The 24458-nt window shown below is 33.6% G+C and carries 24 protein-coding genes, 1 tRNA gene and 1 pseudogene; 7 read left to right on the top strand and 19 right to left on the bottom strand.

Going from position 1 to position 24458, the window contains the following annotated elements:
- Nucleotides 1-165 precede the first annotated feature (165 nt).
- On the top strand, nucleotides 166-1311 hold the full coding sequence (locus tag GM3709_RS07770) for an MFS transporter (protein ID WP_066118044.1): 1146 nt from the start codon (nucleotides 166-168) through the stop codon (nucleotides 1309-1311).
- A gap of 34 nt (nucleotides 1312-1345) precedes the next feature.
- Here GM3709_RS07770 and GM3709_RS07765 read toward each other — a convergent pair whose 3' ends face one another.
- Nucleotides 1346-3916, bottom strand: coding sequence for a DUF3769 domain-containing protein (locus tag GM3709_RS07765; RefSeq protein WP_066118042.1), 2571 nt, complete (start codon nucleotides 3914-3916; stop codon nucleotides 1346-1348).
- A gap of 197 nt (nucleotides 3917-4113) precedes the next feature.
- Between GM3709_RS07765 and GM3709_RS19070 the strand changes: the two are divergent.
- Nucleotides 4114-5271, top strand: a pseudogene (locus GM3709_RS19070) (IS630 family transposase).
- Between the two features lie 382 nt (nucleotides 5272-5653).
- On the opposite strand, the gene GM3709_RS07750 reads toward GM3709_RS19070, so the two are convergent.
- From GM3709_RS07750 to hemF, 3 genes are all read right to left on the bottom strand, one after another.
- Nucleotides 5654-5734, bottom strand: a tRNA-Leu gene (locus tag GM3709_RS07750).
- A gap of 88 nt (nucleotides 5735-5822) precedes the next feature.
- Complete coding sequence (locus GM3709_RS07745) at nucleotides 5823-6215, bottom strand: FHA domain-containing protein (RefSeq protein WP_066118040.1); 393 nt, start codon at nucleotides 6213-6215, stop codon at nucleotides 5823-5825.
- 178 nt (nucleotides 6216-6393) lie between these two features.
- Entirely contained in the window at nucleotides 6394-7419 is a 1026-nt protein-coding gene (gene hemF / locus GM3709_RS07740; RefSeq protein WP_066118038.1) for an oxygen-dependent coproporphyrinogen oxidase, read from the bottom strand.
- A 176-nt stretch (nucleotides 7420-7595) separates the two neighbouring features.
- Here hemF and GM3709_RS07735 point away from each other — a divergent pair, with 176 nt between their 5' ends.
- Entirely contained in the window at nucleotides 7596-8072 is a 477-nt protein-coding gene (locus GM3709_RS07735) for an SRPBCC family protein (protein WP_066118036.1), read from the top strand.
- A gap of 48 nt (nucleotides 8073-8120) precedes the next feature.
- Here GM3709_RS07735 and GM3709_RS20685 read toward each other — a convergent pair whose 3' ends face one another.
- A complete protein-coding gene (locus GM3709_RS20685) occupies nucleotides 8121-8273 on the bottom strand; it encodes a hypothetical protein (protein WP_173645708.1) in 153 nt (50 codons plus the stop codon).
- Between the two features lie 77 nt (nucleotides 8274-8350).
- On the opposite strand from GM3709_RS20685, the gene GM3709_RS07730 reads away from it, so the two are divergent.
- Complete coding sequence (locus GM3709_RS07730; RefSeq protein ID WP_066118034.1) at nucleotides 8351-9394, top strand: aromatic ring-hydroxylating dioxygenase subunit alpha; 1044 nt, start codon at nucleotides 8351-8353, stop codon at nucleotides 9392-9394.
- 307 nt (nucleotides 9395-9701) lie between these two features.
- On the opposite strand, the gene GM3709_RS07725 is transcribed toward GM3709_RS07730, so the two are convergent.
- The 3 genes from GM3709_RS07725 to GM3709_RS07715 all read right to left on the bottom strand — a co-directional run bounded on the left by GM3709_RS07725 (nucleotide 9702) and on the right by GM3709_RS07715 (nucleotide 11781).
- A complete protein-coding gene (locus tag GM3709_RS07725) occupies nucleotides 9702-10199 on the bottom strand; it encodes a DUF1269 domain-containing protein (RefSeq protein WP_066118032.1) in 498 nt (165 codons plus the stop codon).
- 46 nt (nucleotides 10200-10245) lie between these two features.
- The gene (locus GM3709_RS07720) at nucleotides 10246-11262 is read right to left on the bottom strand and encodes an HD domain-containing phosphohydrolase (protein WP_066118030.1); all 1017 of its coding nucleotides are present in this window, start codon (nucleotides 11260-11262) and stop codon (nucleotides 10246-10248) included.
- A 156-nt stretch (nucleotides 11263-11418) separates the two neighbouring features.
- Complete coding sequence (locus GM3709_RS07715; RefSeq protein WP_066118028.1) at nucleotides 11419-11781, bottom strand: hypothetical protein; 363 nt, start codon at nucleotides 11779-11781, stop codon at nucleotides 11419-11421.
- 40 nt (nucleotides 11782-11821) lie between these two features.
- Here GM3709_RS07715 and GM3709_RS07710 point away from each other — a divergent pair, with 40 nt between their 5' ends.
- Nucleotides 11822-12133, top strand: coding sequence for a DUF6439 family protein (locus GM3709_RS07710; protein ID WP_066118026.1), 312 nt, complete (start codon nucleotides 11822-11824; stop codon nucleotides 12131-12133).
- Here GM3709_RS07710 and GM3709_RS07705 read toward each other — a convergent pair.
- Together GM3709_RS07705 and GM3709_RS07700 are read right to left on the bottom strand one after the other, a co-directional pair.
- Complete coding sequence (locus GM3709_RS07705; protein ID WP_066118025.1) at nucleotides 12094-12546, bottom strand: anti-sigma regulatory factor; 453 nt, start codon at nucleotides 12544-12546, stop codon at nucleotides 12094-12096. The genes GM3709_RS07710 and GM3709_RS07705 overlap by 40 nt on opposite strands.
- A gap of 823 nt (nucleotides 12547-13369) precedes the next feature.
- Nucleotides 13370-13921, bottom strand: a complete 552-nt coding sequence (locus GM3709_RS07700; RefSeq protein WP_066118023.1) for a photosystem I assembly protein Ycf4 — start codon at nucleotides 13919-13921, stop codon at nucleotides 13370-13372.
- A gap of 385 nt (nucleotides 13922-14306) precedes the next feature.
- Between GM3709_RS07700 and GM3709_RS07695 the strand changes: the two genes are divergently transcribed.
- Together GM3709_RS07695 and GM3709_RS07690 are read left to right on the top strand one after the other, a co-directional pair.
- On the top strand, nucleotides 14307-15206 hold the full coding sequence (locus GM3709_RS07695) for an amino acid ABC transporter substrate-binding protein (RefSeq protein WP_082712962.1): 900 nt from the start codon (nucleotides 14307-14309) through the stop codon (nucleotides 15204-15206).
- A 267-nt stretch (nucleotides 15207-15473) separates the two neighbouring features.
- Entirely contained in the window at nucleotides 15474-16460 is a 987-nt protein-coding gene (locus GM3709_RS07690) for a serine hydrolase (protein WP_066118020.1), read from the top strand.
- A gap of 7 nt (nucleotides 16461-16467) precedes the next feature.
- On the opposite strand, the gene GM3709_RS07685 is transcribed toward GM3709_RS07690, so the two are convergent.
- From GM3709_RS07685 to aspS, 9 genes are all read right to left on the bottom strand, one after another.
- Nucleotides 16468-17289 carry a pentapeptide repeat-containing protein gene (locus GM3709_RS07685; RefSeq protein WP_066118017.1) on the bottom strand — a complete coding sequence of 274 codons (822 nt, stop codon included), beginning with the start codon at nucleotides 17287-17289 and terminating at the stop codon, nucleotides 16468-16470.
- A 7-nt stretch (nucleotides 17290-17296) separates the two neighbouring features.
- Entirely contained in the window at nucleotides 17297-18556 is a 1260-nt protein-coding gene (locus GM3709_RS07680) for a lipid-A-disaccharide synthase-related protein (RefSeq protein ID WP_066118015.1), read from the bottom strand.
- Between the two features lie 68 nt (nucleotides 18557-18624).
- The gene (locus tag GM3709_RS07675) at nucleotides 18625-18879 is read right to left on the bottom strand and encodes a Txe/YoeB family addiction module toxin (RefSeq protein WP_066118013.1); all 255 of its coding nucleotides are present in this window, start codon (nucleotides 18877-18879) and stop codon (nucleotides 18625-18627) included.
- 5 nt (nucleotides 18880-18884) lie between these two features.
- On the bottom strand, nucleotides 18885-19142 hold the full coding sequence (locus GM3709_RS07670) for a type II toxin-antitoxin system Phd/YefM family antitoxin (protein ID WP_066118011.1): 258 nt from the start codon (nucleotides 19140-19142) through the stop codon (nucleotides 18885-18887).
- 121 nt (nucleotides 19143-19263) lie between these two features.
- The gene (fbp, locus tag GM3709_RS07665) at nucleotides 19264-20304 is read right to left on the bottom strand and encodes a class 1 fructose-bisphosphatase (protein ID WP_066118006.1); all 1041 of its coding nucleotides are present in this window, start codon (nucleotides 20302-20304) and stop codon (nucleotides 19264-19266) included.
- A gap of 84 nt (nucleotides 20305-20388) precedes the next feature.
- Complete coding sequence (locus GM3709_RS07660) at nucleotides 20389-20925, bottom strand: dCMP deaminase family protein (RefSeq protein WP_066118004.1); 537 nt, start codon at nucleotides 20923-20925, stop codon at nucleotides 20389-20391.
- A 168-nt stretch (nucleotides 20926-21093) separates the two neighbouring features.
- Nucleotides 21094-22071, bottom strand: a complete 978-nt coding sequence (mdh, locus tag GM3709_RS07655; RefSeq protein WP_066118002.1) for a malate dehydrogenase — start codon at nucleotides 22069-22071, stop codon at nucleotides 21094-21096.
- A gap of 3 nt (nucleotides 22072-22074) precedes the next feature.
- On the bottom strand, nucleotides 22075-22293 hold the full coding sequence (locus GM3709_RS07650) for an NAD(P)H-quinone oxidoreductase subunit O (protein ID WP_066118000.1): 219 nt from the start codon (nucleotides 22291-22293) through the stop codon (nucleotides 22075-22077).
- 118 nt (nucleotides 22294-22411) lie between these two features.
- Nucleotides 22412-24196, bottom strand: a complete 1785-nt coding sequence (gene aspS / locus GM3709_RS07645) for an aspartate--tRNA ligase (protein WP_066117998.1) — start codon at nucleotides 24194-24196, stop codon at nucleotides 22412-22414.
- Between the last annotated feature and the right edge of the window lie 262 nt (nucleotides 24197-24458).

Genomic DNA, 24458 nt, shown 5'->3' with positions numbered 1-24458 from the left:
ATATTGGAATAGAAAGCCAAAAACTCGATCGTACTTAAGGTAATTTTACTGCTGTAAAACCTTTTGCTACAATAAAAAATAATTGTAAATTCATCAATTCTTCTTTTTCTACTACTTTCTATTTTCCCAAAATTTTCTTCCCCACTTTTTATTTATGGAGTGAATATGGGTAATAATAATCAGTTATGGAGACAAGTTTGGTCGATCGCACTTTTACAGGGGGTGATTAGTTTATCATGGCTAATTTATCGTTTATATATCCCTCAATTTTTTAAATCTTTTGGATTTTCCTTAGCAGTAATTAGTGCTATTTTTCTGTTAGAAAACTTCTTAAGTGCCATTACTGAACCTCTATTTGGTTTTTTGTCTGATCGAGTAGAAAAATCAAAATTAACCCGTTTACCTATCATTATTTTAGGGATTATTTTATCTTCAATATTATTTATTTCTTTACCGATTTTAATAGTATTTAAAGGATTTACTTGGTTACTACCAATTCTTGCGGTAATGTGGGCTTTGGCTATGACAATTTTTCGCACTCCAGTGATGGCATTACTAGGAGAACTAGCGGTGTCCTCTAATTTACCTTTATCTCAAACTATTAGTACTTTAGTCGTAGTTAGTGGAGTAATTGGTGCTTTTCGAGTAATTATCACTCCCATCTTACTGGATTTAGGTGCAGTTTTTTGTTTTTCTCTTGCCTCTTTTTCTTTATTAGGTTCAGCACTTTATTTGAGATGGTTATTTTTCCCTTTTAAAGTAGTTAATTCAGAAAAAAAATCTTCCCTATTACCCTTTTTTACCTCAATTTCTTTAGTAGGAATTGGAGTAAGTATTGCTATGGGAATAAGAGTTTTATTACCTTATGTTAATAACTTTCATGAGAATAAATTAACAACTTTATTTATTTTATTAATATTAGCATTTATGGCATTACCTACAGGTAAAATAGCTTCTAAACTTAATTCAAAAGTAGCCTTATTAATAGGTTTATTTTTCTGCATCATAGCTTTATTCTGCTTTAATATTTCTCTACAATTATTTGCCATGATAGGAATTTTAATTGTCTTTTTTGGATTTAATTTTCTGATGAATGGCACGATCCCTTATGCTTTATCTGTCTCTAATATGGGACAATATGGTTTAGCAATAGGGTTTTATTTTGGTGGTTTTAATTTAGGAATGGGTTTATTTGATTATTTTTTCCCTACTTTCAATAGTTTATCGCCATTAACCAAATTAACGATCGGGTTTTTCTCTTTTTTGTTGGGTTTTATATTAGTTTTAGGGGAAAATTCTAACACTGAATAATAGGTAAATCCAATTCAATTAAGGTTTAATCAAGTTAATCATTTCTAGTAACTCCATCTACAACAGGGCGAATACCTGTACCTCCAAAGGGTGCGGCATTACCATCCCAGTTAAAGTCACTGATGCGTAAATTAACTGAGCCAATTTCTAAGACAGGATTATAACGAATGATAATATTATGAGTACGACGACTATATTCAATAAAATAATCGGTACTGATTTCTTGATTAGTTTTCACGTTGATAAAACTTTGTAATCCTGCTCTAATAGGCCCATAGAGTTGTTGGGTCAATCCTAATGATAACACTTGATCATCCGCAAATCGATCGAAATAGAATGGGGATTGATCACCCCTAAAACCTTGACTAAAACTTACATTAAAACCAGTATAGTCAAAGAAAGGATTGGAAAAATGTCCAAATTGTCCTTGTAATCCTACTGTTGCAGTAAGAGTGGGTTGAAGATCCCCGTTACTGTAATAGCTACTTACCCCCGTTAATCCTGTATTAAAACTGAGATAAGGTGCTACTGGAGTAGAAGTATATTTTAAGCCTTCTTCTGGGGTTGCCGGGAGAGATTGCCCACTCCATAATAAAATGTTTCCGTTTAAGATCCCTGCGGCTTGAAAACGGGTAAGATTAGTTAGATTATCTCTGGGATTCTCTCCTAATAATTCTCGTCGATCGGTATCAGCAGTAACGTTTTGAATCGAACCTTGATAGACGAAACCGAAACTAGATTTTCCAATTTGATAATAGGGAGAAGTTGCTATAAGTCCATAACTTTGTTGTACGGTTTGAAATCCTAAAGAACCGTTAAAAAGTCTATCTCGATAGTTGTATTGTAAACTTGTATTGTAAGGTGCTTGGAGATTACCTATTTTATAGTTTAATTGGACAGTGGCTCGAAGACGATTATCAATATTATCTAAGTCTAAGCCTGTAAAGTTTAGGATTGAAGTTAAGTTGGTTCGATCGTTAAAATCCGTAATTAAATTAGCTACTAAACCATAACTAGAGGGATTAAATAAACCTCCATTATCATCAGGGTTAATGGCGTTATCATCCACAAAAGAATCGGGGAAAAATGCTCTTTGTAATAGGATTTGAGGGGTAAGGGTAAAAATGGTTTTCTCGTCGGTGTAAATTTCAAAATCTCTCTCGATATATAAACCCCCTAAGTCTTCTCCGTCAAAACCAATGGAGAATAATCCGGGTCTGCGATCGCGTCGATCGAAAATCAAGCGATCTTGAAATAAAGGAATCGAAACTCGTTGATCAAATACTAAACGAGAATTTGTGGTGGTTAATTCATCTTGAAAAGGCGATATATTCCTTAATTTGGCAGTATCCGCCCTAATTTCAAACTCTGGAGGAGAAAAAGGATCATTAGTAATACGAATATTAGTCGCATCCCAACTATCACTATCAAAGTCCACTCTTTCTGCCTGAAAACGAAAACGATTAACTTGTCCCCCTGTTGAAACACTTCCAGAAGTTTGATCCCCTTGTACTAAAGAATATTCTCTAATGCTACCTACGGCAAAACTAAAACCTTCTGCTGACACCACTTTTCTTAAGGGTTGATTTACTTCAAATTGCCAACTTAGAGGTTGTTGAGGTAAAGGATTATTGGCGGTTTGTCCTCGAAAATCTTGACTAAGACTGGGTTGATATATTTCACCATTGGCGTTAAATATGACTCCTTGATCTTGTACAAAGTAATACTCAAAACGATCGCCTCGTAAACTTTGTTCTCCTCTTTCTAAAGTCACATTACCTTCGGCTACAGCAATACGATCGACGAGATTAACTAATACTTGATCAGCGATTAAAATACCATTAGAGAAACGAATAACAACATTTCCCCTAGCTTTAATAATTTGTTGTTGATCTAAATATTCCTGCTCGTCAGCCAAAATTTCTACCACATTGAGAAGATTAGAAGGAGAATCATTATTAATGGAATTATTTTGTACAACTTCAAAAGAAGATGAACGTAAATCAAAATTGAATTGATGAGACTTACCTTTGCGTGAGGTGGTAATTAGTCTTTTAGTGGTATTGAACTTCAAAGTTGATTTTGTATCTATCCTCAAAGATGATGAATTATTCGTTGTTAAACTCAGAGGTTTTCCTAATTCTTCAGCCTTGATTTGAGGTGGATTTTCTACGGGAATAGGTATCGGATTAAACTCTGTATTTTTAGAGGATAAAGTTGCTTGAGAGATTAAATGTAAAGATTCTGAGTCAGGAATTTTAGGTTCAATTACTTTGGGAGATGATTTTTTTTGAGCAATATCCACAGAAGATTTTTTATTACCATCCTCAACATTACTAATATCAGGACTTGATAAGTATTGAGAGATGTCTGTAGAAGAAGATTGGTTATTTGTATTTTCGTGTTTGATTAAATCTTTCTGATGAGGTAATAAAATATTTTCTTCTTTGGAAAAAGGCTTATGTTCGATACTAGGCTCGATCGAAATAGTATCTTCATCAGCTAGTATGACGGATGAGGAATTATGGTCAAATTCTGGCAATTCAGATCCATCAAAATTATAGGGAGTCGTGACAATTAATAGACTGCTAACAATAGGAATCATCTGTTCAATACTAGCTAACTTATATAAACGAAAAAGATAAGTATTAAAACTTATAGACTAAGTATAATTGACAATTGGCCGTTGACAATCATTGCTATATTAGCTTGATCTGAAAAAATTGTCAGAATGTCTTAAGCTAAGACGCATTGATTTGGTATATAATTTAAGTCAGAAAAGATAAAACTTAGGTGTGATTTATGCCTTCTAAAAATTTTTTGTCAGAGGAAGAAAGAAAGTATCTACAAGATGCTTTAAAAATAGAAAAGAGATCGGAAGTCAGGGAAAGAATTTTAATATTTTTATTAGAGAATGATGGTAAAAATTATCAAGAAATAGCAGTTTTTTTGGGTTGTTCCCCCAAAACGGTGGCTTACTGGGCAGTTCATGGTAATCCTAATAATGTAGATTCATTGCAAGATAAAAGAAGAAAAGGAAACCAAACAAAAGCAACGGATAAATATATTGAAAGATTATTAGAAGTAGTTGATAAAAATCCTGAAGATTTTGGATATGATTTTGGTCGATGGACGGGGCAAAGATTATCAGAACATTTGGAAAAAGAAACAGGAATTAAATTAAGTAAATCACAAGTAGTGAGGATATTAAAAAGAAAAAAGTATAGTTATATTTGGGGAAAATATAGTTTAGAAGACAAACAAAATCAAGAACAAAGAAAAGCATTTAAAGAAAAATTAGAACATTACATAGAAATAGGTAAAGAGAATCCTGAGTTAGTTCAAGTATGGTTTTGGGATGGGGCGTTTAAAGTGGCGAACTAAATTCGCCACACAGCCCCTCATGAATGTGGTTTTAGTTTAAGGGTGATAAGAAGAAAAACATGGACGAAAAAAGGAAAAAGAAAAAAGGTGAAGGGAGAAAGAAGAAGAGGAAGAGTAAATATCATGGGAGGAATAAGATATTCGGATAAAAAAAGAAGATGTTTTGTAATAAAAAAAGGTGATTCAGAAACGTTTTGTGAACAATTAAAAAAGTTATGGGAAGAAATAAAAAATGAATGGGTAAGTAAGGGAAATGATGAAAAAGATTTTAAAGAATGTGGTCCGAAAATAATCATAATATTAGACAACGCAAGTTTCCATAAAAAAAAGGAAATAGTAGAAAAAATAGAAAAAAATCTACCGAATATAAGACTAGAATATTTACCGGTATATAGTCCAGATTATAACTTAATAGAATTAGTGTGGCATTCGGCAAAGGAATATATAGCTTATAGAAACTTTGAAAATAAAGAACAGCTAGAAAAAACAGTAAATTACTTATTAAATGAAGGAGGTTTAGTAATTAATTGGAGTAAAAAATTTAAGAATAAGGGTGAATTAATCAATGTAAGTTAAATGCGTCTTAGCTTATGTAAAGACGTAAAAGTAAAAGATTTTTCTCATTTTTCACCGTTGAAATCATTTCCAAAAAAGGAAAGTCAAAGACGAATCTATTCTTCTCTAAGGATAATTCGCACGGTTATCCCTGAGGGGGCGACAATTAAGCTAAATAGATTATGCAGTAAGAGATTGAAGATGATAATCTGTATAAAGATGAGATATTTTCAGTTTTTATAGCGTTTCTTAAAAGTATGAGGTACAGTTTTTTTATCCAATTTACCATTACCTATTCCCCGATACTGATAATTTTTGTACCTCACCATAACGAGAATTGCTATATATTAATTGCTATAGATAAAACTAGCTGAAACGATTATCAGATAAAAGAAATAAAAAATGCGGACGGAGAGACTCGAACTCTCACATCAGAGATACTAGAACCTAAATCTAGCGCGTCTACCAATTCCGCCACGTCCGCTTACACAATATACTATGATAACAGTGTTAGAAAAATAATTCAAGGAAAGAATTAAGCAATCCAGTCTCAATGGAAACTTAATTAATGCTTAATTCATTACTGTTTCTTTAGAAATATCTTTGCTAGTTAAGGGTTGTCGTTTTGATTGTTGCCCTTGTTTACTGGTATCTGATTCTACTTCTTGACTTAGGGTAATTTTAATTTTAGGGCCAGAACTTGCCAATCTTATGATCATCCCATCTTTTACCAAAACTTTATTAATTTTTTTACCGTTGATGAAAGTACCATTTGAACCTAAATTAACCAAAGCCCAATCATCTCCTCTAGGTCTAATTTCGAGATGATGACGAGAGACAACAGCACTATATAAGACTACATCATTATCATTAGCCCGTCCAATTCTTATTACTGAATTAGGTTCAAAGTTCCATTTTTGAACTGCAACTGATTTGAGAGGATGTAATAGAGTTAAGGTAATCACCGACGTTTCATCTGAGTAAAGATTGCTATTTTGGTTGGTTATAAGTCAAAGATAAGTTTGTTTACAAGTTTGACTCGATACACTCTCATATTTTACCTGATTTAGTCATTGATGAGTAATTAAAACAATTAATAATGAATAATTATCCACTATTGATGTTTCATTACTGACTATTATATTATTCTGCCCAATTTTGGGGTTTTAAGAACACTTCATATAATTCTGCTTCAGGGGTATTCGGTTCTGGTTGATAGCCGTATTCCCAACGCACTAACGGAGGTAATGACATTAAAATGGATTCTGTTCGTCCATTAGTCTGTAAACCAAATATTGTGCCTCGATCGTAAACTAGGTTAAATTCTACATAGCGCCCTCGACGATATAATTGAAACTGTCGTTCTCGATCGCTATACTCCATATCATGACGTTTTTCAGCAATAGGCACATAAGCGGGGAGAAAAGTTCTACCACAGTCTTGAATAAAAGAAAATAAGTCCTCCCATGTGCGATGATTTTGAGGTGGTAAGGAATTACTATAAACTGCCGCAGATTTATCTTTATGAGATCCTTTGTATAACACTCCTGTCCCATCTTGATAATCAAAGAATAGACCACCAATACCCCTAGTTTCGTTGCGATGTTTGAGGTAAAAATATTCATCACACCAGCGTTTAAAGACAGGATAATATTCAGGATTATGTCGATCGCAGGTCTGTTTAAAAGTAGAATGAAAATGTTTAGCATCCTCAGCAAAAGGATAATAGGGTGTTAAATCAGCACCACCACCAAACCACCATACAGGGCCAGCTTCAAAATAGCGATAATTAAGGTGTACTGTAGGAATATAAGGGTTTTTAGGATGCAATACCATAGATGTACCCGTGGCATAAAAAGAATGTCCCTCAGCTTCAGGTCTTTGTTGTAGAATACTAGGGGGTAGATTATTACCCCAAACTTCAGAAAAATTGACTCCACCCTGTTCAAATATATTACCATCGGTCATCACTCTCGATCGACCTCCACCACCCTCTTCTCTTTGCCAACTATCTTCTTTAAATTTACCCTTGCCGTCTAGTTTTTCTAACCCAGTACAAATTTCATCTTGAAGAGTTTGCATAAATTGACTAACTCTGGCTTTTGCATCCTCTGGAGGTAAAGTAGGTGATTGATTAACGTTAGTTTCAGATGTGGTTGCGGTGTTCATATAAAAATTTATTAAAATAACTTACAATTTACCAATCTAAACTGTGAGAGTATCATTAGACTATGATTATTAGAAGATCTTAATATTCTGCAACAGAAAAAAGACGAGAATACTAGAATACTAAAGAAAAATCTATTAATTCCTAATTGCTCATTCCTAATTCCTAATTGTTTATCATGATTCTAAGTTTTTCTTTTAAGTTATTGGCGGGGGGAGGTAAATTATTATGTCAATTTTCCTTTTATAAAACTTATCGGGTAGTTAGTAATGTCCCTGTTGATATAGTGTGGCGAAAATTAATTAATTTAGCGGATATGTCATGGCATCCTCTTTTTTCTCAAACTGATTTACCTAAAGGTTTAATACCCAAACCGGGCTTAATTTTTCAAGCCGTTACCCGTTTAACTCCAATTCCAATTCGGATTTTTGTAGAGAATGTAAAACCGAGAGAATTATTAAGTATCCGTTTGTTAGCTATTCCGGGAATAGAACAGCGCATCACCTATCAGATAGAATCGACTTTATGCGGTAGTTATATCTCTTATTCAATTACTTTAAGGGGGTGGCTTTCGCCTTTTATCTGGTGGCTAATTAAACCCTATTCTATACGGGTAGCTGATGAGTTAGTTAATGCAGCTGCTAAGTTTATTTAGGTATGATGCAAAAATCTTTAAATTTATAAAGGTGTTTCTGCTTTATTTCTATTTCGTTTTAACTTTGCGACTACCTTTTGTTAAATAAGCAAGGAAAAAACCAACTATTCCTGTCATACCTAATTGCCAAAAGTTGGGTACGATCGAAGCTGTTAAAATCAAGAGAGTAAGAAGAATAATATATTGACGTTTTATCTTCATTTTTTGTTACTAAAACCAATTTTCGTTATATTCTAACAATTATAGTTGGCAGAATATAATTTAGATTTGAAATTAGGATGGGACAATTAGACGTTAAACCGAATATTCGCACCTGTGGTATTAATCTTAATCATTGGTATGTGGTAGCTAGTAGTGCTGAAGTAAAAAATACGCCTATCGGAGTTACTATATGGGGAAAAAATATAGTACTTTTTCGCAATGAAAAAGGGGAAATTAAGGCTTTAGACGATCGATGCCCTCATCGTCAAGTAAAATTAAGTGATGGTCAAATAGTAAACAATAACATTGAATGTGCTTATCATGGTTGGCGTTTTGATGGTGATGGGAAATGTTCCTTTGTACCCTATCTAACGGAAAAACAAAAATTACCTAGTTGTCAATTGAAACTTTATCCTGTGAGAGAATTTGATGGTTTTATCTGGTTATTTCCGGGTGATGGTGATAGTGAAAAAGTTAAACCGATGGGATTGCCAGAGTGGGAGCATCTTAATTATATTGGTAGCATGACAACTATTAAGTGTCCTGGACATTTTTCTTTCCTGATTGAAAATTTAATGGATATGTATCATGGACACTTACACGATAATTATCAGGCTTGGGCTTCTGCTTCCTTAAAGAATATTACCACAGAGATCGATCGAGTTGACGTATTATATGAGGCTCAAAGTTATTACCGTATCGACAAAATCTGGTCAATTTTTCAGTTATTTTTTCCTGCATTACGTCGTTTGCATCCCGAACCTTTAACGGTAAGCTATGTTTATCCTCATTGGAGTTCTACTTTAGGTAAGGATTTCAAGATATACTGCTTATTTTGTCCTATAGACGAAACTACAACTAAGGCTTATCTAGTTCACTTTACTTCTTTAGAGGCTTTTTGGCGCTTACATAAATTACCCGTTGCTTTTCGTCGTTTTCTCAAAAATAGTCTTTTTGGTACAGCTAAAGGGTTATTGGATGGATTAGTGCGTCAGGATGTAGCCATGATAAAACAAGAACAAGAAGCGTTTTTAAATAATCCTTTTCAGCGTCTTTATGAACTTAATCCTGCGATCGCACAAGTACAAAATTTGATTATTTCCCAAGTAGTAAAATACTAATGAAAAATCAAGGTTTTGAGGTTTTTTTTGTGTAACACATATATAAATAAGCTGGTTCTTAAAAAAATAAGTGAAAAATGCTAGGTTTTTGAGTAATAATTGATAAAACTGCGCACTTTTTTGTTCATATAGTATGCAGAAATCCTTAATTTTAATAGTCTTCTGATTTATTCAGCAAACTTTAATTAAGAAAAAACATCAAAAAATTAACCTCTCCTTAAAACAGTATTTGGTGGGCATTGCCCACCCTACAAATTGTAGCAATGTTAATTAAAATTACTATAACTCACAGCAGACTCTAATTATTCTAAGATTTCACACCATGACTATCTAAAACGGCTTGTAATTGTTCTTCATCATCTTTACTTAAAGAAGTGCGTAAAACTTTACCACCATATTTGCTTACTTCGTCTAAAACTTTATCGGGGGTTACTTTTTTGATAAGGATAAATAAAGCGGAGGTATCAGGTTGTAAGGTTTCTCCCAATTCTTTCATGAAATTGTCATCGACTCCAATATCACTTAATGCACCACCAATCGCACCTGTCGCCGCACCCACTGCCGCACCCAACAAGGGTACAAGAAACAAAGTACCGATTAATAATCCCCAAAAACCTCCACTAGCGGCACCTGCAGTAGTTAAGTTAACGGCTTGTTTGAGTTGGATTTTTCCATCACTATTTTTGACAACAACAGCGGCATCTTCTAATTCGATTAAATGTTCTCTTTGTAATTTAGCAAGGGTTAATCTTACCTCTTCGGCTTTGAAAATGTCGTCGTAGGCGATCGCAATTAAAGTACTCATATAGATTTTCAAAATTCTTGATAGATCAACTCTAATTTAACAGAGTTCAGAGTCGGTTATTTAAAATAAAGTTTTTAAATTGACAAAAAAGTTCAGGATTACGCCAACCTTTGCTTACTTCTTCTTCCATAATTTCTAAAGAATGATCGATGGAGTAAGATGATTTATAAGAACGCTCACTGGTAAGTGCATCATATATATCTACCATCTGAAAAACTTGGGCGAGATAGGGGATATTCTTTTGGCTTAATTCATCAGGATAACCAGTACCATCCCATTTTTCATGATGATGACGAATAATTGTTAATAAATTGGATCTATTACTTAAAGGTTGGCAAATTTGTTCACCGATGATAACGTGTTGACGGATAACTTCTTTTTCTTCTGGAGTAAGAGGGGTTGATTTTCCTAAAATATAATCGGGAATACTTACTGTACCTATGTCATGGAGATAAGCAGCAGAAACAAGATCTTCTATATCCGTATCAGATAATTGTAAATATTGACCAAATTTCATTGCTAAATTAGCTAATTTTAACGGAGATTGAGCAGTATTAATTGATCGTTCTTCGATCGCCATAGCGAGAGAAAATAAAACTTTTTGAGTCTGATTTAATCCTTCATTGAGGCGTTTTTGTTGGCTTAAAATTTTGAGTTTAGGAAATAATGAATTGTGATCTAAAGGTTTTAAAATAACTTCTTCCACACCAATATTAAAGGCTTGTTTCCATAAATTCGGCTCATCGGTAACAGACATCAAAACAATTGGAATATATTTAGTTTGAGGTTGTAATTTAAGCATTTTTGCTACTTCAAAACCGTTGATTTCTGGCATAACAATATCCATTAAAATAACGTCAGGTTGATGTTCAAAGGCTAATGTCAGCACCTCACGACTATCTAAACATTCGATCGAGTTATAACCTTCATAGTGAATTAAATCAACAGCTTGTAAAAGACTTAGGGGTTGATCATCCACCACCATTATTTTACAGGAGTTGGAAACAGTGGAAAGAAATCGTCCTTGTCGGTCTAATGTTGAGATATTATGACAATTACTCATGATCAACAACCTAATTTTATAAATTTTGTAGATATAGTTCCCCAGTCATAGAGATTTTTTATCTATATCCATTGTCAGTTATTAATCTTCGATCGACATCAGTTAAATTACGCAAATTTTCGGTTAGTGTCAAGAAATGAGGAATGTTCGTTTTTCTCAGGGGCTTGAGTAGGTTTTCAAAAACCAACCAATAATAATACCAATCCCGACAAATCTGACTATTTGCCAAAAAGGTTCATTTAAACTGCTCCATTTAAACAATTCACTCTCTAGTCGTATTTCTATTTGTGTTAATTCTTGTTCTAAAAAATGCAGTTCACTTTTAAGGGAATCTTGAGTATTATTTTTCTGCAATTCTTTGATTTCTTGTTTTCTTTGTTCTAATTCTTCTTTTCTAGCTCGATCGAGTATAATTTGTTGATGACGTTCTTTTATTTTTTCAAGAGAAAACTCTATATTGGCGATGGCATCGGTAATATCAATTTCTGGGGAATCGGATTTAGTTTCGTGGTCAGACATTCTACAATAAAAACAAGATACTAAGGAGAATTATAACAAGATGAGTTTAAATGTAGAATCAAAATCTGTAACGAATATGAGTGATTTGGAATTGGCACAGTTACTCGCAGAAAAAATGACAATTAGTTCTTATGATTGGCATAAACTCAAAAATAATCGTAAAGCACAAGCATTACAACAATTAGCATCTAGTTTAGTCTATTTGCTCAATGACGAGCCAGAAGAAGCCTTACAAAGAATTAATCAAGCTCAAGGTTGGCTTGATCGTAGTATTAACCCTTTACCTTGTCCTACTCATGGTCATAAAAAAACTCATGGGGATGTGAGAGAAGAAGGTTTAGGGAATTTATGAAATTGTTTACAAAGTTTGACTTGAGTACCCTGATTATTCCATAACACTCGATCGAATATTTGATGTAATAAACAAAGTCCCCTACCATTTTCCGCCTCTTCTGGAGGCAAATCAAGTTTTTCTAAAGGGCAACAACAATCTCTGATAAATCCATCACCTTGATCACAAACTAACCAAGAATATTCTCCTCGACAATAAGAAAATTTAACGATTACTCTTTTGCTAGGATCCAATTTATTGCCGTGTTTTGCCGCATTCACTAGGGCTTCCTGTAATCCCAATCTAATTTCTGGGTGTAATTCTTTCGGTATTTTTTCTAATAATAAATCAAGAACTGGACAAAGATATAAAGTGGAGGCGAAACTAACAGTTTTCCAATTACTAACATTAACAGGCAGTGTAATAGAAATCACGTCATTAACTCCTGATTTATAGATAGTGAAATTTTGAATAACATCATAAAATATTAAAGCATTACTTACTGTTATCCAATGAATTTACAGAAAACTAAATACAACATAAGCAGTAGTTATAAATACTTAAGATTCAACATAGGAATTATCTTTTAAAATTTGCTCCTATCAATAATTATATCACAATGATTAACCTCATTAGAAATACTTAATAATATTGTGTAAGGTGTAAAGTTTAGAATGTAGGACTAAGAATTGACTTAAACCGCCCTAAAATTGATTTTAGGTGTTCGTACAATAGTTGTTATGTACTGAAATAAAATGACAGTAATAAACTTGTCCAAAATTGACAATAGGGAAGTAATATTTAAACGTAACGATCGTTGATATAGCAACTATTCACAAAAATTTTAGAAAAACAAAATTCGTGATGAATAAAAGTTTAAGAGTAGTAACGAACAAAACTTTACCCAGTAATGAATATTAAATTTAGTAAATAATTACCTAAAATCAATTTTAACCTGAGTTCGAGAAAAAACCCTTGATGTAGATAGGTTTTAGGATTTAGGTTCTAACAATACTAAATCTGATTGAATTATTTAATTAAATTAATCTAAGTAAAATCAATTGTTAACAGTTTTTGAACAATTATTTACCTTATACCTAACAAGTAATACCTAATACTTTGGTATTACCCATACATTTTGCATCGAACTGAGGTAATTTTAAGACATTTTATCTCAACTATTAATACTATTCCTTACCTTCGCCAATAATTAAATCAATCTTCCTGTCTTATCTTCCCCTTCTCCTAGTCCAATTTTTATAAGCCCTCTAAAGGTACGGTTAAAAAACGAGCTAATTGGGCACCTTGATTTTCCAATTTAGATAAAGAAATAGGTTCACCTACAGGAGTTAAAGGAATATCTCTTTTTGGCTTAACCCTCAAATATAACGTTCTTTTAGGATTTAAACCTTCTTTAATTTCTGCCCTAATTGCTTGAATATCGTCTAACTCATAAACCAATTCAATACGGCGATTTTTTCCTAAAAATCCCACACGATAAATAGTTACTTTGCCTTTTTCTTTATTAAACTCATTGTAACCACTACCCACATTAAGAAAAATCATTACCCATAAATATAAGGCTAGTAATGTACCCGCTACGCCGTAAAAGGTTAAAGCAATACCTTGAGGAACAAATTGAAGGGTAGAAGTATCTGTTAGAGGGAGGAAGCTAGTGTGAAAATAACTAGACAAACCAGCTAATAAAAAACCGATACCACCGATAGAAACGACACTAGCCCACCAAAGATTACTAAAACGTCTTGAACCAATAATTTCTTGACGTAAAACAGCGTTATTTGTATCCATTAGTTATATATAAAATTATTCTCATCAAGATCAAATTTTAACTTACATTGAGATAAAGTCAATTTTCCGAAGGAACTAGATTTGCTGAATAAGATTATTTTTAGCTTATGTTTTGCATTATGCTTAAATAAAGTGAATAGTTTGCTATGCCATATAATAATACAATGGATTTGGATTTGCCCTAATTGCAATAATAACCATGATGGAAATGTAAATGCGACAATTAATATCCAATATGAAAAACTGCAAATAGTAGGAGTTTCTAGTTCTAGGTTTTTTCGGAATCTAAGACTCACTCAAGATAAAATACCTCTGAAAAGGGAGTAAAACCGATCATTTTATTTCTTAAATTGTTTAATTTGTCCAAAAAGATTTTTTATCGATAATGTTTAATAAGTTAATTTCGATCGTGCTTTCATTTTCTTTAGTTAGTGGGGTACAAATGCCTGTATTAGCTGGAGAAATTTTGGATCAAATCAAGAATACTGGAGTTATCAAAGCCGGTTATCGTCAAGATACTCCTCCTTTTGCTTTTTCTGATAATCAGGGAAAACCCATCGGCTATTCTTTAGATATTTTAGAGTTGATTCGCTCGGAAACAGAAAAACAACTGGGAAAACCAATAAAATTAGAGTTAATTGAAGTTGATCCCAATAATCGTTTTGAAAAAATCCAAAATGGTGATATTCAGATTGAATGTGGTTCAACTACCATAACATGGGAAAGAGAAAAAATTGTCGATTTTTCAGTGAGTTATTTTGCTAGTGGCACACAAATGATTGTTACTCAAGGAAGTGGTTTTGCCAACAGCAACTCTTTAGCCGGAGCAAAAATTGGGGTAATTCCCAACACAACTAATGAAAAAGCGATGAAAATCTTTGCTAAAGATGCTCAATTAATTTTTGTTTCCAGTGAAGAAGAAGGATGGCAAAAATTACAAAAAGGTGAAATAGATAGTTTTGCTGGAGATGGTATTTTATTACAAGCCTTGAAAAAACAGGCGGATAACCCGAAAAAATACGAAATTGTGCCAGAATTTCCTTACATGATAGAATCTTATGCTTGTAGTCTTCCTGAAGATGAATCTCGATGGCGTAATCTGGTTAATTATAGCATTGTCAAATTTATGCAAGGAGTTGTGACAGATACTCCAAGTTCCATTGATATTTACGATCGATGGTTTGGGGAAAATGGTAATACTCCTTATCCCATAGAAACGATGTCTGATTATTTTCAAGGCATCATTAACGGTTATGAATGGATTGTAATTGACGAAAGATATTAAGAATTGGGAGTTAGGAATTACGAGTTAGGAATTAGGAATTAGGAAATTTTACACAAATTATTTAAGACTGCCATAGCCGATAATGAGTTGATTAAGACACTTTTATATTGTTTATTCCCTATTTTCTGAATTGTGGAAAAATTGTAATAATTTATTTATCCTAACTATCCCGTTTGTTGCTATATAATTTAAAAAATTCTCGGTTAAAAGTCAAAATTTATGTAATTTTTTAGTTCCCCTTTTATCCAATTACATTAAAAACTTATTATGAAATTATCTCGCCGTTATTTTGCACAAATACTAGGTATTAGTGGTTTAGCAACAACTTTCTATCCTCTTGCTACAAAAGCAGTTAATAATTCTCAGGATTTACAAACAAAAATTATTAATCTTTTTTCTTCATTACCCGGACAAAAAGCGATGGAAGTTTTAGCAATAAAAAATAATACTTCTTGGAAAGTTTCTTTAAATCCTGAGATGTCGCTTTTTTGTGGTAGCAGTTTTAAAGTCTATGTTTTAACAGAATTTTTGCGACAAATGGAGGCTGGAAAAGTAACATTTACGGATAAACTCTCGATCGATGATAACGTTAGAACATTATCTAGTCCAGTATTTGAAGAATTATCAGGAAAAACAACTGCTTTGATTGCCTTAGAAGCGATGATGATGCACAGTGACAACACAGCAACGGATATGATTCTTCATCATATAAATCCTGAAAAAGTAAGACAATTAATAGAAGAAATAGGTCTCAAAAATACCATAATTCCTGATAGTACTAGAATCTTTTTTTCTTATCTTTTAGGTGCAGATAATAACATAGATTTAGGTTGGCAAAAAATCTCTCAAGAGATCAATAATTTGAAAAATCCCACCAGAAATATTATTAATAATCGACAAACGATGATGTCTTCTCCTCAAGATTTTGTCAACTTTTATGCTGAGGCTTTGCAAGGAAAATTTTTTCAAAAATCAGAGACATTAACCGAATTTAAAAGGATATTAAGCCTTCCTAATATTATTAATAAATTTATCCCTGAAGGGGCATTAGGCTACGTTAAAGGAGGAAGCATTAGTTTTACTCCCCAATATGCTTTATCGATTGCAGGAGGGGTACGTTTTTCTGAAAATCATTGGGCTTATTACTCATTTTTAATCAATTGGGATGATTCAACGGACAAATTAGAGCCAGAAATTGCTAACTCTTTTCTCAAATCTATTTCCCAGACGATGACTCTAGTAATGAATCATTAGAAATAGTTCACTCTTTAATGACAATTTCCTCTAAATTAGCGAGCTCAAAATTAACTTGACTAATATTAGCATTGACTAAATTCGCTTTAGTTAAATTCGATCGAGTAAAATTAGACCAAGAAAGTTTCGCACCTGATAAATTAGCATGGGAAAAATTAGTCATTTTAAGACTACTCCAAATCATCACACTATCGTAAAAATTACTATTTTCAAAATTACCATTAGCGAAGTTACCACCACTTAAGTTAGCGTGACTAAAATTCGCATGAGGTGCAATTATACCCACTCCATTAACTCCATTCATTTGACTGAGAGATAAATTAGCCCCTTCGAGGTTAGCATTCATCAGAATAGCATTAGTTAAATTCGCCCCTTGTAAATTAGCACCCTGTAAATTAGCATCCGTCAAATTAGCACGACTTAAAAGACAATTAAGCATTTTTGCATGACTGAGATTAGCTTTTTTGAGGTTGCTATCATGTAATAAACTACAGGTTAAAATGGCATAACTAAAATTTGTTTCCGTAAGAATAGCATTGCGCAAACTACTATCTGTCAAATCAGATTTTTCTAAATTAGCGGCGGTTAAATTAGCTTGAATTAGGTTAACTTCTTTTAAATTTCCTTGAATTATCGCATTAGTAAGATTAGCTTCTTTCAGGTTAGCTTGAGGTAAAATACAATCAACTAAGTTAACATCTCTTAAGTCTGCTTCTTTGAGATTGATTCTACTTAAATTGATCTTACCTAGTGTTTGCCCCTGAAGATCTACTTTCTGAAAATTTGTTTCTCCTCGATGATATCTTTCGATTAATTCTTGAACATCCATAATTGATTTAACTATTGTCCATTAAGGGGGTAATTTTTTTGATAATAAATTTTGCTATTCTTTCCGCCGCACCTTTATCTCCCAATCTTTTTTTTCCATTAACGGCGATGGATTGCCATAAATCTGGTTGTGATAACAACTCTTGTAACTTTTCTGCTACTTGTTCCGGATGGTTAACTAACTGTAGAGAAATGCCTAATAAACGGCTTTGATTTTGAGCAAATTGTTGATTGTACTGTGCTCCATTACCCGGAAAGGCGATAGCTGGTTTTCCTAATCCTACAAATTGTTCTGTGGCTGTACCAGCCATAGCTATAGATAAATCGCAATAGTTCAAACATTGGGCGTAAGCGTTCTGAGTTAAGATTAATTTTACCTTTCTCTTAGTAAATAACATTATCTTACGATCGTTAATCGGTATATTTACGGATTTTATTGTCTCCTCTTGCCATTGTTGATTTTCTAATTTTACAGTAAAATCACCCAAATTCAAAGAAGGTGCGATCGCTGTTATAAAAATTAAGTCTTTAGATTGACTATTAATAATACCATCAATAGCCGTAAGTATTAATTCCCAATTATCTATACATTCAGGTAATCTTGAACCGGGTAGTAGTAAAATTCTTAATAAATGTTCATCATCGACAGGTAAGGCAGATATAGTTAAATCATCCATCATCGGATTCCCAAAGTCGTAGGCAGAAATACCTTCTTTTTGCAGTGCTGTTGTTGTAATAGAATCTCTTGGAAAAACCCCAAAACAACGTTTATCCTTCATTAACCATTTTTCCCAAGGGTAATAGATTGAACCAAAAACTCGATCGATTTTAGAAATATTCGGTAAAAAACCTTCTTCATCTCGTAAATAATATTCAGATTTAGCAGTACCAATAAAGCTATAATTTGCTCGACTTAACCAAGCGAATAAAAGAGGTAAAATATCTCCTACCGCTAATATATAACCTCCTTTTTTTGCCCAAGATTTAACAGCATTAAACTGAGTTAAAGTCAACCCAATTAAACCATTATTAACATCTTTCCATAATTGTTTATTATCCATATAAATAAAACCACCGGAAGGCATTTTTTTTACGGGAGCAATAAATGGTATATTTTCTTGAACATAAGCAAAACCTTCTCCTACTAATGGTAAAGATACGATCGAGATATGAGGATTAATTGCTTTTAATTTTTTAATAACTTTTAAGGCAATAATATCTTCTCCATGACCATTACTAATTACTAATAATTTTACTAAATTACTCATAAAAATTTGATCGAGTTTTTGATACAATAATTTTATCTGAAGTGATGGATAACAATTTTATCTCATAATTAATAATGATAACGACATTGAATAATAATAATTTCATCGTCTAAAATCTGATAAATTAAGCGATGTTCTTGATTAATACGTCTTGACCATAATCCACTAAAATCAAATTTTAAGGGTTCAGATTTGCCAATACCATCATAAGGATTCCTTTCTATATCTTTGATGATTTGATTAATTCTTTTTAAAGTTTTTTTATCTTGATTTTGCCAATACAAATAATCATGCCAACCGTCTTCCAAAAAGGAAATTTTCATAATTATTATTCATCTTCGATTAACTCATGGCTTTCGTATTTTCCTTGTTTTAATTCTCCTAATGCTTTGTAAAGTCGTTGAGCATTTTTTGGACTTCTTAATAAATATAATGTCTCTTCGAGAGAACTATAATCTTCAAGAGACATCATGACAACAGGTTTTTCTGATTGACGAGTAATGATAATTGGGGCATGATTTTCGCAAACCTGATTCATTACATGGGTAAAATTTTTTCGGGCTTGAGTATAAGTGATTGCATCCATAATGCTAAATGACTAATTTTATTTTTAGTTTACCATTTATGTACTTATACGGTTAATTATAGCCGATTGAAAAGATTACTTCGTTGCCTCGCAATGACAGAATACTTATTATATTAATGCTTTAACCCTTATGATTATCAACTTGTGTAATAAAAGATTGAACTAACTCAACATTTTCTTTACTACCTAAAATCACAGGGGTTCTATGGTGAATTTTCTTTGGTACAATATCTAGTATTCGGTTTAATCCATCGGATGCTTTGCCCCCTGCTTGTTCAACAATAAAAGCTAAAGGCGCAGTTTCATATAATAATCTTAATTTGCCTTCAGGTTTGTCTGTTGTACCTGGATATAAAAATACCCCCCCTTGCATTAAGATACGGTGAATATCTCCCACTAATGCACCACTATAACGTCCTGTATAACCATAATGACGGTGAACATAACGGATATAATCCCTAATAGACTCATTCCATTGCCAAAAATTACCCTCATTAACGCTATACACAGAGCCTTGATCTGGAATTTTTATGTTTTCCTGTGCTAAGATAAACTCCCCCAAACTAGGATCTAAAAAGAAAGAATGGACACCTTTACCCATAGTATAAACCAACACGGTTGCAGGCCCATAAAGTATATATCCTGCGGCAATTTGTTTTGATCCGTCTTGTAATAAATCTTTGGCTTCCCCGTCTAAATCTTCTCCTTCCTGTTGTCGGATGGCAAAAATCGAGCCGACATTTAAGTCAATATCTACGTTGGATGAGCCATCGATCGGATCGTATAATAAAGTATAGCGACCAATAGGACAATTTTCAGGAATATAATAGGGTTTTTCCATTTCTTCCGAAGCGAGACGACACACTAAACCGCTTTGTTTAAAAACGGAAATAAACACCTCATTGGCATAAACATCCATTTTTTTGACGGATTCTCCTTGTATGTTGCTTTCTCCTGTAAATCCTAACACTCCTTCCATTAAACCCGCACGACTAAGACGACGAGCAATTAATTTTCCTGCCAAAGCAATGCGACTCATTATCGCACTCAAATCTTGAGCATCGGCAGAAAAACTCTTTAGTTGTTGTAAAACGTGACGAGATAAAGTGGTACAATCTCGATCGAGACTAAGTTCGGGGATAATTAATTCAGATGAAACCATATTTTTTTATAACACGAAGCTATCAGCTATCAATAGTCAGCAATCATTTAGTTTGCTAGTCTTAAAATTCCACTGACTACTCAATTATAGTTTAACTACCGAAACAGGCTCAATTAAAAAATTACTAGCGGTTTGTGCTACATTTTCTCTTACCCTCATAGGATACAAATTAACTAAATTATCCTTAACAAAAAAATCTCTGACGATTAATTTTTCTCCCATATTAAAATTAGTTTCATAGAAAACCTCTTTAATTCCTGCGGAAATAATCAACTTTAAACAGGCAATACAAGGCTCAAGAGTAACATAAATAGTTGCCCCATCCGTAGCGATACCGTGTCTAGCTGCTTGGGCGATCGCATTTGCTTCCGCATGAACTGCTCTTGATGGTAAAGTTTTACTAGCATCACAACTACTTAACCCTTCATAACAAAAACCTTGAGCTGTACAATGAATTGAACCTGATGGAGAGCCATTATAACCTGTTGCCAACACTTGACGATTTTTTACAATAACTGCACCCACAGGAAAAGCCAGACAAGTTGAGCGAGTTGCTGCTAACTTTGCCATTAACATAAAATATTCATCCCATGTTGGTCTATCTTTTTCTCGATCAAACATTAAAATAGTGAATAGTGAATAGTGAATAAGCTACTACGAATCTAAGTTGACTGGTGAAGGTAGGCAATAGGCAAAAGGCAAGGGTTAAGAGTTTCACCGTTTTTTATTAATAGAAAAAATGTAAGTTAAATGCGTCTTAGCTTAATGAATAATGAATAGAAGAAACTTTTAATTATTAATTGTTAATTGGGTAAGTGCTAAATCGATATTATCACGAACCGATCGAGCCGACTCTTGTAAAGCATCTATTTCTTTAGTAGTAAGATTAATTTCCAAAACTTGCTCAACACCACAATATCCCAAACGACAGGGTACACCCAAGAAAATATCATTTAAACCGTACTCCCCTTGCAGATACACCGCCGCAGGTAATAAACGAGACTGATTTAACAATACTGACTCGATCATATAATAAGCAGAAGAAGCAGGAGCATAAAAAGCGCTACCAGTTTTCAATAATTTCACAATTTCTGCACCACCATCCCTTGTGCGTTGCACTAAACGATTAATAGTAGATTCATCCATCAATTCCGTAATAGGAATACCGCTTACGGTACAATAACGAGGTAATGGTAACATTAAATCTCCATGGCCACCTAATACCATTCCTTGTACATCATTAAAAGATACCCCCAATTCCATAGCAATAAATGCTTGTAAACGAGCAGAATCCAAAACCCCTGCCATGCCGACAACTTTTGATGTGGCTAAATCAGTCGTTTTCCACACCAAATAAGTCATCACATCCAAAGGATTAGTAATTACCAAATAAAGAGCATTGGGAGAGTAATTAACGCATTTTTGAGCCGCTTCTGTGACAATTTTCCCATTAATTTTCAATAAATCTTCCCGATTCATCCCCGGTTTACGGGCAATTCCTGCGGTTATGACAATCACGTCTGAGTTAGCTGTATCCTGATAATCGTTAGTGCCAACCACTTTGCGTGTGTGTAATTCTAAACCCCTTGCTTCCATTAAATCAAGGGCAATGCCTTGGGGTAAGCCTTCGACAATATCCAACAAACAAACATCTGCAAGATTATGCTCAACTATTCTTTGTGCAAGAGTCTTACCCACATTTCCAGCCCCAATGATGGAGACTTTGGGGAAATTTTTAATATGACAAGCTGTCAGAGGTTTAGTCATAATTTATTCGACTATTTCCAATTGATCTAATTTGAGCCATACACTAGGAGTAGGAGTGTAAAATCTAACTAAAGCATATTCTTCATTGAAGTCTAAAACTTCACCTTTACTCTCGAAAAGATAAGAGGGGAAACGATTATCACTAGCTTTAGCTTCCAAACTATTTACTAATTTTTCACGAATAGCTTTAACAAATGTACCTTTTTTGATTTTACCTGCCATAACAGTAATGTTAACCCTATTTATATTAATCTTTTAATAATTTTGACATAAAATGCTCATTAGAGTATGAAAATTCCAAAGAAACAATTGAGAATTATCAACTCTCAACTGTCAACCGTCATTTTGCTTTATAAGTAGAAACAATATGTAACTCTTTTAATTGTTTACTATCTACTTCTGCTGGTGCTTCTGTTAATAAACAACTGGCTTGTTGAGTTTTGGGGAAGGCAATAACATCTCTGATAGAATCTTCTTTTGCTAATAACATTACCAGTCGATCGAGTCCATAGGCAATCCCCCCATGAGGTGGTGTACCATATTCAAACGCCTCTAATAAAAAGCCGAATTTGTTTTTTGCTTCTTCTTCAGATAAGCCAATGGTAGAGAAAACTTTTTCTTGTATTTCCCGTTGATAAATTCTTAAACTTCCTCCTCCAATTTCGACACCATTTAAGACTAAGTCGTAAGCTAAGGCACGGGCATTGGCTAAGTCGTCTAAATCTTCAGGATTTGGTGCGGTAAAAGGATGATGTAAGGCTTCGAGGCGTTTCTCATCAGCATTCCACTCAAACATAGGAAACTCTGTTACCCATACTAAGTTCATTTTATCTTCATCAATCAAGCCCAATTGTTCCCCTAGAACTAATCTTAAGCGATCGAGAGATTTATTGACTATAGTGGTTTCTCCTGCACCAAATAGGAGTAAATGTCCTGCTTTAGCTCCAGTTTTGTCTAATAATATCTGTTTTTGCTCAGGAGTGAGGTTATCTTTTATAGCACCAATGGTGTCGATTTCTCCATTTTCCCTAACTCGAATATAAGCAATACCTTTTGCACCGGCAATGGTGGCTTCTGTAAATAAGTCGCCCCCTGGTTTAATTCTGACGTTAGAAATTTTGTCGTTGCCATCTGGAATTGGTAAAACTTTCACTGTACCGCCTTTTTTGATAGCATCAGCAAATACTTTAAATCCCGAATCTTTCATGATGTCCGACACATCTACTAATTCTAAACCGAAACGGGTATCAGGTCGATCGCTACCATATCTATTCATCGCTTCTGCGTAGGTTAGACGAGGGAAAGGACGAGGTAAATCAATATTTTTGACATTTTTGAAGATATGACAAATTAAGCCTTCGTTAAGCTCAATTATCTCATGCTCTGACATGAAACTCATTTCCATATCTAGCTGAGTAAATTCTGGTTGTCTATCTGCTCGTAAGTCTTCATCTCTAAAACACCTTGCAATCTGATAATATCGATCGAAACCTGACACCATCAACAACTGCTTAAATAACTGGGGTGATTGAGGTAAAGCATACCACTGCCCTTCATTTACTCGGGAAGGCACTAGATAATCTCTCGCTCCTTCGGGAGTCGATCGAGTTAGTACAGGAGTTTCAATTTCTATGAAATTTTGTTCATCTTCAAGGAAACGACGCATTGCCTTAACCACTTGATGGCGTAATATTAAGTTACTACTCATGCGTTCTCGTCTTAAGTCAAGATAACGATATTTGAGTCTTAAATCTTCTCTAACGTTTTCATCTTCAACGGTGGAAACTTGAAACGGCAACTGTTTAGCAACACCGTTAAGTAATTCTATCTTTGTCGCATAAATTTCAATTTTCCCTGTAGGTAATTTGGGGTTAAGGGATTCTCCCGGACGTTTAGATACTTTTCCGATAATTTTTACTACATATTCACTGCGTAAACTTTCTGCATTCTTGTAAGATTCTGGAGTACGGTTCGGATCGCTGACTATTTGCACTACACCAGATCTGTCTCGTAAATCAATAAAGATAACACCACCGTGATCCCGTCTTCGATCGACCCAACCAAAAAGAGTTACAATTTCATCTAAATGTTCGAGGCGTAAGTCGCCACAATAATTAGTTCTCATAATAAGTTATTTTTTATACCATTACCAATATACAGTTTTTCGACTCTCCAACAAAGTCATACAAAGTTCGGAGTTAGGTGTTAGGTGTTAGCTTTATAATTGCCTCAGTTAAATACAAGAAACCCTTTGATGAATAAGGTTTTGGGAGTAGTAATTGAGACTTATATACATCTAAATCATTTGTGATAATTTTAGACACTTTTAATTAAAGTGATTAGCTTTTAGCTGTTGGCTTTTAGTCTTTAGTCTTTTTTCTATTAAA

The sequence above is a fragment of the Geminocystis sp. NIES-3709 genome (genome assembly GCF_001548115.1).
In the GTDB taxonomy this organism is placed as follows: domain Bacteria; phylum Cyanobacteriota; class Cyanobacteriia; order Cyanobacteriales; family Cyanobacteriaceae; genus Geminocystis.
The sequence above is the reverse complement of the archived record's forward strand: the minus strand, read 5'-3'. Positions and strand labels throughout refer to the sequence as shown.

What these genes read in the sequence shown, in the direction of transcription:
- GM3709_RS07770 (WP_066118044.1), top strand. Translation starts at nt 166, where the DNA reads ATGGGTAATAATAATCAGTTATGGAGACAAGTTTGGTCGATCGCACTT.
- GM3709_RS07765 (WP_066118042.1), bottom strand. Translation starts at nt 3,916, where the DNA reads ATGATTCCTATTGTTAGCAGTCTATTAATTGTCACGACTCCCTATAAT.
- hemF (WP_066118038.1), bottom strand. Translation starts at nt 7,419, where the DNA reads ATGAACACCGCAACCACATCTGAAACTAACGTTAATCAATCACCTACT.
- GM3709_RS07735 (WP_066118036.1), top strand. Translation starts at nt 7,596, where the DNA reads ATGATTCTAAGTTTTTCTTTTAAGTTATTGGCGGGGGGAGGTAAATTA.
- GM3709_RS20685 (WP_173645708.1), bottom strand. Translation starts at nt 8,273, where the DNA reads ATGAAGATAAAACGTCAATATATTATTCTTCTTACTCTCTTGATTTTA.
- GM3709_RS07730 (WP_066118034.1), top strand. Translation starts at nt 8,351, where the DNA reads ATGGGACAATTAGACGTTAAACCGAATATTCGCACCTGTGGTATTAAT.
- GM3709_RS07725 (WP_066118032.1), bottom strand. Translation starts at nt 10,199, where the DNA reads ATGAGTACTTTAATTGCGATCGCCTACGACGACATTTTCAAAGCCGAA.
- GM3709_RS07720 (WP_066118030.1), bottom strand. Translation starts at nt 11,262, where the DNA reads ATGAGTAATTGTCATAATATCTCAACATTAGACCGACAAGGACGATTT.
- GM3709_RS07715 (WP_066118028.1), bottom strand. Translation starts at nt 11,781, where the DNA reads ATGTCTGACCACGAAACTAAATCCGATTCCCCAGAAATTGATATTACC.
- GM3709_RS07710 (WP_066118026.1), top strand. Translation starts at nt 11,822, where the DNA reads ATGAGTTTAAATGTAGAATCAAAATCTGTAACGAATATGAGTGATTTG.
- GM3709_RS07700 (WP_066118023.1), bottom strand. Translation starts at nt 13,921, where the DNA reads ATGGATACAAATAACGCTGTTTTACGTCAAGAAATTATTGGTTCAAGA.
- GM3709_RS07695 (WP_082712962.1), top strand. Translation starts at nt 14,307, where the DNA reads ATGTTTAATAAGTTAATTTCGATCGTGCTTTCATTTTCTTTAGTTAGT.
- GM3709_RS07690 (WP_066118020.1), top strand. Translation starts at nt 15,474, where the DNA reads ATGAAATTATCTCGCCGTTATTTTGCACAAATACTAGGTATTAGTGGT.
- GM3709_RS07685 (WP_066118017.1), bottom strand. Translation starts at nt 17,289, where the DNA reads ATGGATGTTCAAGAATTAATCGAAAGATATCATCGAGGAGAAACAAAT.
- GM3709_RS07680 (WP_066118015.1), bottom strand. Translation starts at nt 18,556, where the DNA reads ATGAGTAATTTAGTAAAATTATTAGTAATTAGTAATGGTCATGGAGAA.
- GM3709_RS07675 (WP_066118013.1), bottom strand. Translation starts at nt 18,879, where the DNA reads ATGAAAATTTCCTTTTTGGAAGACGGTTGGCATGATTATTTGTATTGG.
- GM3709_RS07670 (WP_066118011.1), bottom strand. Translation starts at nt 19,142, where the DNA reads ATGGATGCAATCACTTATACTCAAGCCCGAAAAAATTTTACCCATGTA.
- fbp (WP_066118006.1), bottom strand. Translation starts at nt 20,304, where the DNA reads ATGGTTTCATCTGAATTAATTATCCCCGAACTTAGTCTCGATCGAGAT.
- GM3709_RS07660 (WP_066118004.1), bottom strand. Translation starts at nt 20,925, where the DNA reads ATGTTTGATCGAGAAAAAGATAGACCAACATGGGATGAATATTTTATG.
- mdh (WP_066118002.1), bottom strand. Translation starts at nt 22,071, where the DNA reads ATGACTAAACCTCTGACAGCTTGTCATATTAAAAATTTCCCCAAAGTC.
- GM3709_RS07650 (WP_066118000.1), bottom strand. Translation starts at nt 22,293, where the DNA reads ATGGCAGGTAAAATCAAAAAAGGTACATTTGTTAAAGCTATTCGTGAA.
- aspS (WP_066117998.1), bottom strand. Translation starts at nt 24,196, where the DNA reads ATGAGAACTAATTATTGTGGCGACTTACGCCTCGAACATTTAGATGAA.